12 protein-coding genes are annotated in these 13026 nt (G+C 42.6%); 6 read left to right on the top strand and 6 right to left on the bottom strand.

Translation table 11 applies throughout. The annotated features are described in order from the left end of the window. Positions 1-202: 202 nt before the first annotated feature. Positions 203-394 (bottom strand): hypothetical protein, encoded by a 192-nt coding sequence (locus CWC03_RS22330; protein ID WP_138583717.1) that lies wholly within the window; start codon positions 392-394, stop codon positions 203-205. 126 nt (positions 395-520) lie between these two features. Between CWC03_RS22330 and CWC03_RS22325 the strand changes: the two genes are divergently transcribed. Continuing rightward, positions 521-1135, top strand: a complete 615-nt coding sequence (locus tag CWC03_RS22325) for a trimeric intracellular cation channel family protein (protein ID WP_128727552.1) — start codon at positions 521-523, stop codon at positions 1133-1135. Positions 1136-1152: 17 nt separating this feature from the next. Beyond that, on the top strand, positions 1153-2673 hold the full coding sequence (locus CWC03_RS22320) for a YifB family Mg chelatase-like AAA ATPase (RefSeq protein ID WP_138583716.1): 1521 nt from the start codon (positions 1153-1155) through the stop codon (positions 2671-2673). A 43-nt stretch (positions 2674-2716) separates the two neighbouring features. On the opposite strand, the gene CWC03_RS22315 is transcribed toward CWC03_RS22320, so the two are convergent. Beyond that, positions 2717-3412 carry a response regulator transcription factor gene (locus CWC03_RS22315; RefSeq protein WP_017219015.1) on the bottom strand — a complete coding sequence of 232 codons (696 nt, stop codon included), beginning with the start codon at positions 3410-3412 and terminating at the stop codon, positions 2717-2719. Between the two features lie 225 nt (positions 3413-3637). Further along, on the bottom strand, positions 3638-6091 hold the full coding sequence (locus tag CWC03_RS22310; RefSeq protein ID WP_138583715.1) for an alpha/beta hydrolase family protein: 2454 nt from the start codon (positions 6089-6091) through the stop codon (positions 3638-3640). Between the two features lie 166 nt (positions 6092-6257). Between CWC03_RS22310 and CWC03_RS22305 the strand changes: the two genes are divergently transcribed. Next, on the top strand, positions 6258-7385 hold the full coding sequence (locus CWC03_RS22305) for a hemolysin family protein (protein ID WP_171040309.1): 1128 nt from the start codon (positions 6258-6260) through the stop codon (positions 7383-7385). Here the strand turns inward: CWC03_RS22305 and CWC03_RS22300 are convergent. Then, positions 7369-8577 (bottom strand): EAL domain-containing response regulator, encoded by a 1209-nt coding sequence (locus tag CWC03_RS22300; RefSeq protein WP_102055961.1) that lies wholly within the window; start codon positions 8575-8577, stop codon positions 7369-7371. The two genes, CWC03_RS22305 and CWC03_RS22300, sit on opposite strands and share 17 nt — an antisense overlap. A 210-nt stretch (positions 8578-8787) precedes the next feature. On the opposite strand from CWC03_RS22300, the gene CWC03_RS22295 reads away from it, so the two are divergent. Next, positions 8788-9798 (top strand): metalloprotease, encoded by a 1011-nt coding sequence (locus CWC03_RS22295; protein ID WP_138583714.1) that lies wholly within the window; start codon positions 8788-8790, stop codon positions 9796-9798. Between the two features lie 30 nt (positions 9799-9828). On the opposite strand, the gene CWC03_RS22290 is transcribed toward CWC03_RS22295, so the two are convergent. Next, positions 9829-11142: a short-chain fatty acid transporter gene (locus CWC03_RS22290; protein WP_138583713.1), complete on the bottom strand. Its 1314-nt coding sequence runs from the start codon at positions 11140-11142 to the stop codon at positions 9829-9831. 220 nt (positions 11143-11362) lie between these two features. Here CWC03_RS22290 and CWC03_RS22285 point away from each other — a divergent pair, with 220 nt between their 5' ends. Next, entirely contained in the window at positions 11363-11590 is a 228-nt protein-coding gene (locus tag CWC03_RS22285; RefSeq protein WP_010376621.1) for a hypothetical protein, read from the top strand. A 3-nt stretch (positions 11591-11593) separates the two neighbouring features. On the opposite strand, the gene CWC03_RS22280 is transcribed toward CWC03_RS22285, so the two are convergent. Further along, positions 11594-12496, bottom strand: a complete 903-nt coding sequence (locus CWC03_RS22280; RefSeq protein ID WP_138583712.1) for an AEC family transporter — start codon at positions 12494-12496, stop codon at positions 11594-11596. 104 nt (positions 12497-12600) lie between these two features. Here CWC03_RS22280 and CWC03_RS22275 point away from each other — a divergent pair, with 104 nt between their 5' ends. Then, a complete protein-coding gene (locus CWC03_RS22275) occupies positions 12601-12969 on the top strand; it encodes a YacL family protein (RefSeq protein WP_138583711.1) in 369 nt (122 codons plus the stop codon). Positions 12970-13026 lie beyond the last annotated feature (57 nt).

Genomic DNA, 13026 nt, shown 5'->3' with positions numbered 1-13026 from the left:
TGCAGCAATGCGACGGGTTTTTTGCTGTTTGGGGCATAGAGATTTGAGATATAAAACCTCGCGAGGTAAACTCGCTCCTACCACAGCATCAGCACTGAGCCGCGTGGTCGGAGGTGGTTTACCCGCCGAGCTGTTGGGCTTCCCAAACAAAGAGAGTAAAACATCCTAGTTCGGCGCGAGCCAGGGCCTTATTTAAGGTTGATTAACAGCATTCATCCATGAATTTAATCGACATCAGTACATCCATGTACGTCAAACCCGTTGCAGCAATGCGACGGGTTTTTTGCTGTTTGGAATTTAGAAAAGCCCGCAAAATTAACACATCGCGAGGTAAACTCGCTCCCGTCACAGCATCAATACAGTGCAGCATGGTAGACGGTTTATCCGTAAGCATTCATCCTAAATATTTTATAAAGACACTTTACTCAGGACATTGAAAACTGTAAATGTTGGCGATCCCACTACCTTTTGTGTGAGATCTTCGTTATGATTTTGCTTTTGTTTCACAACTAATTACGAAATGTCAGAACTCTATCATTGGTTTGATCTCTTGGGGGTTATGGTTTTTGCGATCTCTGGAACCTTAATCGCGCATAGTAAACATATGGATGGCTTTGGTGTGATTGTCCTTGCGACTGTAACTGGTATCGGGGGGGGAACATTACGAGACTTGATTTTGGATCAACCTGTTTTTTGGCTTCATGATACTAGCTATATTTACGCTATTTTATTTGCTGTCGCTGTGAGTATATGGTGGTTAAATCGGCATCAAAATATTCCAAGAACTGTACTGCAGGTTGCTGATGCCATTGGACTTGCTTTTTTCGCTGTAATGGGTGTACAAAAGGCTTTAAGTATTGGAATGCCTGATACTACAGCTGTGATCATGGGTGTATTGACAGGGTGTTTTGGTGGGGTCATTAGAGACGTATTAGCCCGAGAGATCCCTCTTCTTCTAAAAGGAGAGTTATACGCGATCACCTGTATTTTTGGTGGGGTAGTCTATACTCAAGCAATTAAATTGGGCATGGCAACGGAATATGTAATGGTATTGTCGATGGCTGCAACCTTGTTATTGAGATTAGCGGCTATGCGATACCACTTGGTGTTACACGTATTTAAATATAAATATTAAGTAAGTAGGAGACATGGATGTCTTTAGCAAGAGTTTTCACTCGAGCACAAGTTGGTATTACTGCACCCGAGGTAATTGTTGAGGTACACCTTAGCAATGGTTTACCTGCCTTTAGTATTGTTGGATTACCCGAAACCTCAGTTAAAGAAGCCAAAGAACGGGTCCGTAGTGCGCTTGTTAATGCTGGCTTTTTATTTCCAGAACAGCGTATCACAGTAAACTTAGCACCAGCAGATCTACCCAAAGAAGGGGGTCGCTTTGACTTTGCAATCGCACTAGGTGTTCTCGTTGCATCAGGACAGTTAGATAGCCATACTATTGCTGATAAAGAGTTTTATGGTGAGCTTGCGTTAAATGGTGAACTGAGGACCGTCACTGCCATTTTGCCATCTGTTATTGCAGCAGCGAAGATGGGGCGAACTGCTTACCTACCAGTTGGTAACGATGCAGTTGCGAGCCTTGCCGCTGATGCTAATCGTGTTGCTATAAGCTGCTTGCGTACAGCATGGTTAGGTTTAAGCGGTCAGCAATCACTTATGTTTAATCAACTCTACCCAAACGATTTAAATATACAAGCTTCAGGTGGGAGCTTGCTGGATATGGCTGAGGTGAAGGGACAAGAGGGAGCGAAGCGAGTGCTAGAAATAGCTGCGGCAGGTGGACATAACGTTTTATTTCTTGGTCCTCCTGGCACTGGAAAATCGATGCTTGCTCAGCGCCTACCCACGATAATGCCATTAATGACGGATAATCAGGCGCTAGAAACAGCTTCTATCTACTCCATACTCGGAAAAACAATCAGTCAGTCGAACTGGAAAACAAGGCCTTTTAGAGCTCCACATCATACTTGCTCTGCGGTAGCCTTGGTTGGAGGCTCGTCGAACCCTAAGCCAGGTGAGATATCACTGTCAAATAATGGTGTTCTATTTTTGGACGAATTACCAGAGTTTGATAGGAAGGTGCTAGACTCATTACGTGAACCGATGGAAACGGGCATGGTAACGATTTCGCGCGCAGCTCGGCAAGTTGATTACCCTGCAAACTTTCAACTGATCGCAGCATTAAATCCCAGTCCTACAGGTTGTTACACTGATAAAAGAGCGTCTCCAGATCAAGTATTGCGCTATTTGGCTAAGATTTCAGGTCCATTTTTAGACCGAATAGATCTACAGGTAGAATTACCTCGTCTAAAAACAGAAGAGCTACAATCCCAGAGTGATGGAGAGTCTAGCGCGACAATAAGGGCTAGGGTGGAACTGGCCTATAAAGCAGCTTTAGCACGTCAGGGAAAATGTAACGATCAACTGAGTGTCAAAGAGCTAAATCATATCTGCTACCTTGCTGATGCTGAACGTTTATTTCTAGCAAAGGCAGCAGAAAAACTAAAACTATCGCCACGTTCATATCATCGAATAATCAAGGTTGCACGTACCATAGCGGATCTGAGTTCGACACCTAATATTAGCTTATCACATTTAAAGGAAGCGCTTAGCTATCGCGCGTTGGAGAGGTTGTTAGCTCAGTTAACACGATATTAGCTAACGGCATTTCAATAGAGAGGGAGCGTATTATTGGTAAAGGTTAAGCTGACAACATATAACCTTTACCACGAACCGTTACAATGCGTTTTTGCTCTTTTTCATCGCCGAGTTTTTTGCGTAGTCGGCCAACTAATACATCAACCGTTCTGTCACTTGGGCTCCAATCAGGTTGCCCAATGTCTTCTGAAATACGCTCTCTGGATGTTGCCCTTCCTGCATTGGAAATAAGACAAATCAATACTTTATGCTCTGCTTCGGTAAGTCGAGATTCAATACCATGTTGATTGATTAAGGTACGGTTATCAGGGTGTAGTTTAAAGTCAGCATATTCGATAAACTCTTCCGATTCATCGTCTTTATTACCAACTAAACGTTTGTATAAGGCACGCATACGCAATTCAAGCTCAAGCGTATCAACAGGCTTACAAACGTAGTCATCAGCACCTTGCGCAAGACCTGCGATTCTGTCAGCCTGAGAGTCTCGGCTGGAAAGCATGATGACACCAAGATCTGATAAGGTATTAATCTCTTTCGCAAGTTGCAGGCCATCGGTGGCAGGTAAAACAACATCAACAATAGCAAGTGCAAATGGGTTTTGGGTTTGAGATTGAATAAGCTCAAGCGCAGTAGCCCCGGTATTGTCTACAGTGATACTGAACTCGGTATTTTCAAAGTGACTACACAGCCGCTTTGCTAAGAGTTCATCATCTTCAACTAATAAAACCTTTATGCTCATGTTTTCACTGTTAATTGTTGTTTAATTGTCGTTAATATAACACTGAGAGATCGCTGCTTGGAAGTGCATGAAACGAATTCTTACAACTCTGTATCTGGCACGTTAACCTGACAACCTAGTTCGATCAAGGGGAAACCTAGCTTTATTATTAAATTATATACAATGATGTGTTTGATTGCTGCTTCGCTAAACAAAAAGGCGACACAGAGTGTCGCCTAGCGTTGATTACTTACCGTATAGATGTTCCCACCACTGTGGCTCTTGCTTTAAATGTTTGTCGAAATAAGCCAGCATGGTATTCCACCAATGGAAGCGTTTGTCACGAGCAAAAATTTGATGATCTGCGCCTTTGTATTCGACCAATTCAACATCTTGGCCAAGGATCTTCAATGCGGTATACATATTGTGACTTTCACCTGGCGGCACATTGGTATCCGCGTCGCCGTGAATTAACAATAATGGTGTTGTTACTTTGTCTGCATTAAATACCGGGCTATGTTGTGAGTAAAGCGTTGGATTGTTCCAGGGGAAACTTCCTTTTGAAGCCTCGCCAGAATACAAATAACCCCACCAGCCTTGGCCCCAGTACGAGGTAATATTAGAAATACCAGCATGTGAGATAGAAGCTGAGAACAAATCAGTTTTTGTTGTTAGCAGCATGGTCATGAAGCCGCCGTAAGAAGCACCTAAATTACCTAAACGTTTGCCATCAACGAAAGGGTAGGCTTTCACAAACTCTTTGGTACCCATGATGATATCGTTAGCAGTGTGTTCACCCCAAGCATTGACGTGCTCTGCTGAGAATTTCTGACCGAAACCCGTCGCCCCAGTTGGTTGCAAGACATAAACCACATAGCCTTTTGCTGCCCATAAGTTAAAGGGGTAACGCCCTGTAAAGCCACGAGTCACTGGAGAAGTGCCGCCGTAGTAATAAACAAGTGCTGGGTATTTTTTAGCTTTGTCTAAATCGTGTGGTAGATACACGCGGCCTTTTATCTCCACGCCTTCAGTATTAGTAAAATTAAACTCTTCGAGATTGGCAATTTCCGCATTCTGGTATGCGATATTTGTTGAGTCCCAGAGCGTGTCAGCTCGCTTATCTGAGGCAGACATGGTTTTTAACTGCTGTGGAGTTGATGCAGTAGTTCCTGTGAATAAGATCTCTGGATTACGTTCACTAGACACAGAATAGTTCGTGACAACATCCAGTCCGGTGTTTAAGCGTTTGAAAGTGGACTTACTTTCGTCGAAAAAGAAAAGCTGTTGACGATCTTGGTCAGTCGCTTTCAGTACCACATCGCCATTATTGAGTACAGTAAAGCTGCCTATGGCTGGATCAAAGTTTTTACTCAGTGCTTTTACATTGTTGCCTTTGCGATCTATCCAATAAAGTTGACCATCATAGTTATTCGCGAGCATACCTTCAGGTAAGTTGCGCCCCGCACCTTCAGCAAAATCAGGACCTGCAGTTACATAAATACCATTTTTAGTGTATTGAGCACCACTAAATGTACGGTATTGGCCAATGACATTTTGCTGATTGGTTGATAGATCGATTTCTACCAACTCCGTCAACATGTGAGGTGGTTGCGCATAGTCTTGCTTATTACGCGTTGCTAAAACCGTGTTTGCTTGTGCGTCAAAGTCGGCCAAGCTGTGGCTTTGTGCGCCAACGGTCACAGGATTAAGTAGCCCACTTTTGATATCGAGTAAGAAGATTTGCGATTGAGTGCGGGCATATGACCATCTATCTTCTAATCCTTGATAATGTTTAGTCAGTTTGCCTTCTTCTTTGCCGCTGTTGGTCCACGCAAAAATAAGCGTATCATTATCAAAAAACTCGATACTATTCGCGCCATTGAGCTTAGTAGCAACTTGAGTACGTTTAAAGGTTTTTACATCAAGGATGTAAGCTTTATTATCTTTTAAATAAGTGAGCTTGCTGCTGTCATCACGCCATGCAAAGCTATTTGCACTCATACCATCGAAACTGTAAAGCATGTCACCATCCTCATTGTATAAAGCAGTTTCGGTGATTGCTGAGTTGCCTTTTTCATCATCGTAGTGGCGTACGGTAGAAATGTAATATTCGCCGTTAGGTGCAAGTGAGATAGCACTCACTGTTGGAGCATCAAACAACTGCTTTGCAGACAACGCTTTGGTTTGTTTTTCTGTTAGCGTGATAATGTCATGCGCTGCTTCACCTTCAAAGCTAAGATCAACCTTATTCCAGTCATTTACCTGCTCAGCGATAACGAGGATTTGATGATCGCCCTTGACTACATCAAGCTGAACCTCTTTAACACCTGAGACCGGCTCTCCATTTAGAAATACTTTGGCTTTCTCGATGCCCTCAAGCTTGAGTTTGCCAGAGACAAAACGTTCAGTAGTGAAATTAAACTTCAGAGCTTGTAGTCCGGGTATCGTTAATTGAGATACTTTATTCAGTGCTTGCCATTTGCTTTCATTATTGAATAGCGTTACCTGTTTGGCGTCTTGTTGTAATGATGGTAGCAGGTTCTCAATAATTGCATCACGATGAGCTGTATCCGCTGGCTTTATTGTTGATTCGCCTGCGATGGGACCCAAAAATTGTATTTTTGATTCGTCTAATGGGCTTGCTGAAAGTTGTGCTGAGACTGCCGTAAATAGTAGAGTAACGGCTGTACGTAGTTTCATTTATGTGCGCCTATTGTAGGTAATTATACGATAAAACTATATCATAGTATTTTGAACTGGTTGTATTGCTGCGATAGACGTCCTAAATTTAATAGTCTGTGTTGATGAGTAAAGCAACGAATGTGTTTAAGTAATGTTTTAGCGTTGAATTAAGAGGAGAATTTACTTGGTTTTTTTATTAACCTACATGTTTTTGGCAATAGCGATCTCTTTTATCTGTTCAGTGATGGAAGCGGTGCTGCTCAGTATTACGCCAAGTCATATAGGGATCTTAAAGCAAGAAAACGATGCATTAGCGTCGCGAGTTCAGCGCCTAAAAGACAATATCGATCAGCCTTTATCGGCTATCTTAACGTTAAATACAGTTGCACATACTGCCGGTGCGGCAGGTGTTGGCGCGCAAGCTGCAGTGGTATTTTCAGATGCAGCTGTCGGTATTGCGTCGGCAGTGATGACACTGCTGGTGTTGGTTCTATCAGAAATCATTCCGAAGACCCTGGGAGCGACTTATTGGCGCGGATTAACGCCGATTGTTTCAAGTGCGTTGATTTGGCTAGTTCGAATTTTAAAGCCATTTGTGTGGATGTCGGATCAGTTAACAAAAGTGATAGGCCGTAAAGAAGATGAGGCTCACTATATTCGTCAAGAAATCGAAGCGATGGCGGAAATAGGCTCTGAAGCTGGTGCACTGCATCAGGACGAGACTGAAACCATTCGTAGTTTATTACGTTTTCGTCATGCCAAACTAGAAAGCATCATGACACCGAGAACGGTGTTATTTAAGGTGCATAAAGATATGACAGTGCACGAGTATTTGTCTGAGCATGGCTCGGTTGCTTTTTCTCGGGTGTTGGTATTTGATAAAAATACAGACGACATCATCGGCTTTGTACATAAGAATGACATTATGCTTGCTTATCATAGGCTTGGAGAAGACTATAAAATTGGTAAGCTATCGCGACCTCTTTACACCGTGCCAGAAACGCTAGCTGCGCCAGAGCTATTCAAAGCGTTACTGGCAAAGCGTCTACACATTGCGCTTGTCATTGATGAATATGGCGATGTACAAGGCATAGTTACGTTGGAAGACTTACTTGAATCATTAATGGGAATGGATATCGTTGATGAGCGAGAGCAAACTACCAATATGCAGGCCGCAGCTAAGCAAAAGTGGCGAGAGCGCGTTGATAGTCATGATAATTTGATTGAAGACATCGATGAAGCTGAAGAAGCGCCTGAAGCACAAAACGACGGAGAGGAAACACCCTCTCCAGAGGTTAAGGGTTCGAATTAATCATACGCTGCCAAGAGTGTATCCACCCGACTAAGTCTGTTAGTGGTTTCGGTTTACTGATTAAAAAGCCCTGCATTAACAGGCTATGCTTGTAGCGGTCAAGGTATTGTAGCTCTTCAATCCGCTCTATACCTTCAGCTACTATGTCTAACTGTTGATTTTGTGCGATGTCGATTAAGCTGTCGATAAGTACCTGTGAAAAGCGATCGGATTCCACATGGGTTATCAAAGAGCGGTCGATTTTGATCTCTGTAAACGGTAAAGATTTTAATTGCTGAATATTAGTAAACCCAGTACCAAAGTCGTCTAACGAAATATCAAACCCCCGGATCCGTAAGCGATTCATTGTTTCCAATTGGATAGACTGATTCATTGGTTGGTTTTCAGTAATTTCTAAAATGATATCACTGGGCTTTAAACGGTTTATTTCTAGAATAAGTGCCAGTTTATCTGGGCAGCTCAGATCATTTAATTGCACGGGTGATAAGTTGAACGCCATTTTAATCGGGTAATTAAGCTCAGACTTGATTGCTTTGAATTCATCCGTCGCCTTTTCAAAAAGCTGGAAGGTAATGATATTAATTAGATCGGTATCTTCGGCCACACCAATGAAATGATCTGGTAAAATAACCTGCTCGGTATTTTTAGACACGATACGGGCAAGCACTTCGACACTTTTAATTTTTTTGTCACCACGATGAACCTTTGGCTGATAGTAAGGCGTAATTTCGTTGTGACTAATGGCGTGCAAAAGATCGCTTTCGGTCACCTTTTCAATACGGCTACGTTTAACAGTGGTATACGTCTCCATTTTTTTGAGCATGCGCTCGACATCAACCAATTGTACGGGCTTGGAAATATTGCCGATGAGATGTGCATTGGACTGTCTGGCAAGGTTGGTTGCTAGATCAATAATCTTTTCGTCCATTTCGGAAATAATAATAATGCCGCCAGAGAACCTTAGCTCTCCCAATTGGCGAATAAATTCCATGCCATCCATTTCGGGCATATTGAGATCTGTAAAAATGGCGTCAAATTGATGGGGAGTTTGCCGTATTTTTTCTACAGCATTTACCGCACTTGAGCAGGTTGTGACATGCTCAATACCAAGCTCAGTCATAATAGCCTGCATTACGACGAGGATCGCGGGTGAATCATCTACTACCATTATCCGATGTTTTGCTAATGACATTAACAATTCCTTCGTATACCTTACCTCCTTAAAGTCTAGTACAAATAATTTAAAGTGCTCAAATCTCAAAACGCTTTAAAAGGTGATTTTTACTCAATTTGAAGCGCAATAATGACACTTTACCTGCATTTTTCTAATTCAGATTTCGGCAGCACTTTATGAAGCGGACGCTTTTAGCGATAATGCCCCAAATGACCTTTGGATCTGAATATGAATAGAGTCGAGCTTTCGCTAGCGGACAAAGCGGTATCTATCTTTTTTAACCAACAACAAGTAGTACAGCTTTTTGTCGAGCAGCAAGCGATTACCTTTGAAGAGCAACATAATGGCATTTTAGCGACCATTGATGGACAAGCACTGGCGGTAAATACAGAGCAGTTACCTCAGGGGTTACTTGGGATTGCAGTAAATGGAGCTGAACTTCAGTGGCTTGAAGTGAGCACTGAAACACCTAAAGAAAAACGCAGCTTATTTGGTTTGGCGGCATTGGGCTTAAAGTTATTTAAAAGTGCCAAAGTGGTTAAAGCTGCCTTGGCTGGCGCGTCCGTGGCAGGGTACGCATGGCTATTTTCTTGGCAGTTTGCGCTTATGCTTGTGGCTTGCTTAGTCGTTCATGAATATGGCCACGTCCGCGCTATGCGCTATTTTGGGATTAAAACAAAAGGCATCTATTTGATCCCTTTCGTTGGTGGCCTGGCTGTAAGTGACGATAAGATCACGACCCGCTGGCAAGATGTAGTTATTTCGTTGATGGGACCGGCATTTGGGTTGATAACCTCAATCCTTGGAGTGGTGTTATATTACGCGACAGAGATGGAAATCTTTGCTGGTGTTGCAGTATTAAGTGCACTGTTGAACTTATTCAATTTACTACCCATTTTGCCGTTAGATGGTGGGCATGTTCTAAAAAGCATAAGCTTTTCAATGCGCTCTTGGGTGGGATTATTGGCGTGTATGGCTGGGGTATTATTCGGCCTTTGGACAAGTTACACCTTTGGCTTAATCCTACTGGTAATATTCATTTTGATTGGTAGTTTTGAAATCCTGATCGAGTGGCGTGGCCGTAATTACAGTCACTTATTACCCCTTGACCGATATGGGCAAGTGGTCAGCGCCATTATGTATATAGTTGTTATTACAGGTCATGTTGCGGTGATGATGCATTTTGCTGATTCAGAGAATCCAATCCTAAGCTTACCAATGAAAATTTTATCAAGTTAATCTGTGTAAGAAGGTGCATTACGCACCTTCTTACAGGGGCAGCAACAATAAAGTTGCGATAATTACACCCGTTACCAGCAATTGTATTAGGCAAAACCCCATAATATCTTTGGCTTTAAGGCCTGCAATTGCAAGTACCGGGAGTGCCCAAAATGGCTGGATCAGGTTAGTCCAAGCATCACCCCAAGCAACTGCCATCGCGACTCTGGCTATGTCTGCATTAAGCGCTTCTGCTGCGGGAATAATAATTGGTGCTTGTACTGCCCATTGGCCGCCACCTGAAGGCACAAATATATTTACAAAGCCTGCACTTAAAAAGCTCCACAGCGGTAATGTCCATTGACTGCTAATAGAAACAAATCCTTGAGATATTTGTTGCGCTAGTCCTGTTTCGACCATGATAGCCATGATCCCAGCATAAAAAGGAAACTGGATCACGATACCGGCACCACCTTGAATTGCTTGCTGTAGACTATTAAGAATATTTGCAGGGGTTTTGTGTAGCAGCATGGCTAAGAACAAAAACAGGGCTATGACGATATTCAATGTCAATGTGCCTGCATTTAAAATAAAGTAAAAGCCCAAGTAGCTAAGACCGAGTGCTCCTCCTAACATACCAAGCCATGAAGCATTTTCTAATTTTGCAGCCGGAGTATCGCGGTTACTGATATCATTACTTTGTTCAATGAGCTTTTCTTTATCAACAATAACTGCGTCATCATCTTTGGGCAGCATCAGTTTATTTATAAGTGGTAAAACGATAAAAATACTGAGTACGATGAGCAGGTTAAATGGTGCAAAGATTGTCTCTGAAGTGGTAATAATACCGATGCTCTTTTCACTAAAGTGGCCCGGGGTTGCGATAGTCAGAGGGACTGAGCCTGATAGGCCTGCGTGCCAAACAACAAAACCAGAGTAAGCACTAGCCACTAACAAGCGATAATCGACTTTCACTTTTCGAGCGATGGCCTTTGCAAACAAAGCCCCGACTACTAAGCCAAATCCCCAATTTAGCCAGCTGGCGCTCATCGCAACAAAGGTGGTGAGTATAATTGCTTGAGAGGGAGTTTTAGCTAGGCCTGCGATACGGTCTAGCGCTTTTGCTATTGGAGGGGTAACGGCAAGCATGTGACCACATAACAAAACTAACAACATCTGCATCGCAAAAGTAAGTAGCTTCCAAAAACCATTACCCCATGCCTCAAGCACCATGACAGGCGTTGCCGGCGTAAACAATGTGGCGAGTACCATCACCAAAAAAGTGAGTAAAAGTACAATCACAAATGGATCGGGTAGATACTTGTCGACTAATTTTGTTAGTGGGGTGGTAAACTTGCCAAGCATAAGACATCCTGTTTTCATTATTATTTTATGTAAATCAAAGCGATTGAATTACGCATCATAATATAGCTAAACTTTAAGCTAAAAGTTAGTGGTTTAGGCTAACTTATAGTGAACAGAAAATAATGAGTTTCATTGGTTTCTTTTAAAATCAAAGTGTTAGGGTTGGCATGAAATCTGATATATTAAAAAGAAAGACTTTAAGTAACTAAGAGAGGTAACCATGTCTGGACAAGGTTCTGGTGGTAATGTAATTGCAGCGATTTGTAACGTCTTTTTCCCTGGCCTTGGTCAGTTGGTTCAAGGTCGTATATTGGCGGCTTTAATCTTCGCAATTGTTGTTGTAGGTGGATATGCACTGTGGTTTTTATTGGTTCCACCCGTGATTGCAGCCGTTTTCCATTTATGGGCTATTATTGATGCTGCTAAGTATACGCCGCCTAGGTATTAACGGTTATACCAAAAAGTATAACCAACCAGTCAGGCTGAACATACTCAGCACAGTAGACAGCACAACGGTGGCCGCAAGCGTTGCTTGTCGGCTGTCGAGTTGTCTAGCAACAAGATAGGCATTAACGCCCAAAGGAGAGGCACTCATTAAAGTCACTACCTGAACTTGTTGAGTTGCCAACCCTAAATAAGTGGCAAAGAGATAAACCAATCCCGGCAGTAGCATCAGTTTTACTGAACTTAGCCATATTGCACCGTGTAATTTACCTCGTACGCCATACTGTACCAAACTCGCACCTAAAATAAATAGCGCCCCAGGAATGGCGGGTTTTGCCAACCAACTAAAGCTTTCAAGTATTAAGCTTGGTAGTTTTAACCCAGCAACGTTTAATATCAAACCACCCGAAATACTTATCACTATTGGATTTAGCAGCAGGGGTTTGACAATATCCACCTTATTTTTGTGTCTTGCTGCCAGTAAAAATGTCATAAAAAACAGCATCGCACTATGGAATGTAATAATCATAAATACCATGGCAGCGGCTTGCTCACCGAGTGCCATTAAGATAATCGGCAATCCGACTAACACGGTATTAGAGTAGGTGCCACTTAATGCCAATGCTGCGCTGTCTGCTTTTGAACGATGTTGTGCCTTGAAAAGAAATAGGTATAAGCCTACATAAGTCAGAGCGACTGGAAGATAAAAGGATAGTAACAATGAGCCCGTCGCGAGGCTTTCCAGATCTGCTTGCACCATACTGCTAAATAACAGCACAGGAATACATAAATTAAAGATAAAAGTACGCAAGCCATCAAGCTGATTGATGGCAATAAAGCCTATCTTTGCACTCAAAAACCCAGAAATAACGATAAAAATGAGAGGAAATAAGATCTCAACAGGCGACATGCGCTGACCAACAATCGAGTGGTTAAAAGGTCATTCTATCAATGAATGCTTAGCGGACGCTACTTAGGTATAATAAAACAAGGTGATTTAGTTAAGAAGTAAAGATGGAATACCAGTTTATTCGTGACCCACTTTCTGGGTTTCGAGCTCGCTTAAATGACGAGCATGCGTTGATAGGTCGGTGGCTGAGCGAAGAGCTTGCACATGAGCGTATTGTCAGCCTGCTGACAGAGATTGAAAACCTGCCAAATCAAAAAGAAGAGCTTGTGTTGGCTGGTAAAGAGATCCGCGCCACATTTACGCCGCAAGAAGCATTATTTGAAAGCCACGCTCTGTTTCATGAAAGTGATGACATAGCGCAGTACCAAGAAGACGCACTGGCTTTAGATGAGTCGGGTATGATGGCGGTGTGTGGCTATGAAGACTTTTTACCAATGCTGGTAGAGTGGGCTGAATTTACCAAAGCTAAATAACCTGAGCTGGGGATAATTAATGCCTTTCTACCAGCAAGTTTTAGCGCTAACTGCGTT

It is taken from the genome of Pseudoalteromonas sp. S2755 (assembly GCF_005886535.1).
Classification (GTDB): Bacteria; Pseudomonadota; Gammaproteobacteria; order Enterobacterales; family Alteromonadaceae; genus Pseudoalteromonas.
The sequence above is the reverse complement of the archived record's forward strand: the minus strand, read 5'-3'. Positions and strand labels throughout refer to the sequence as shown.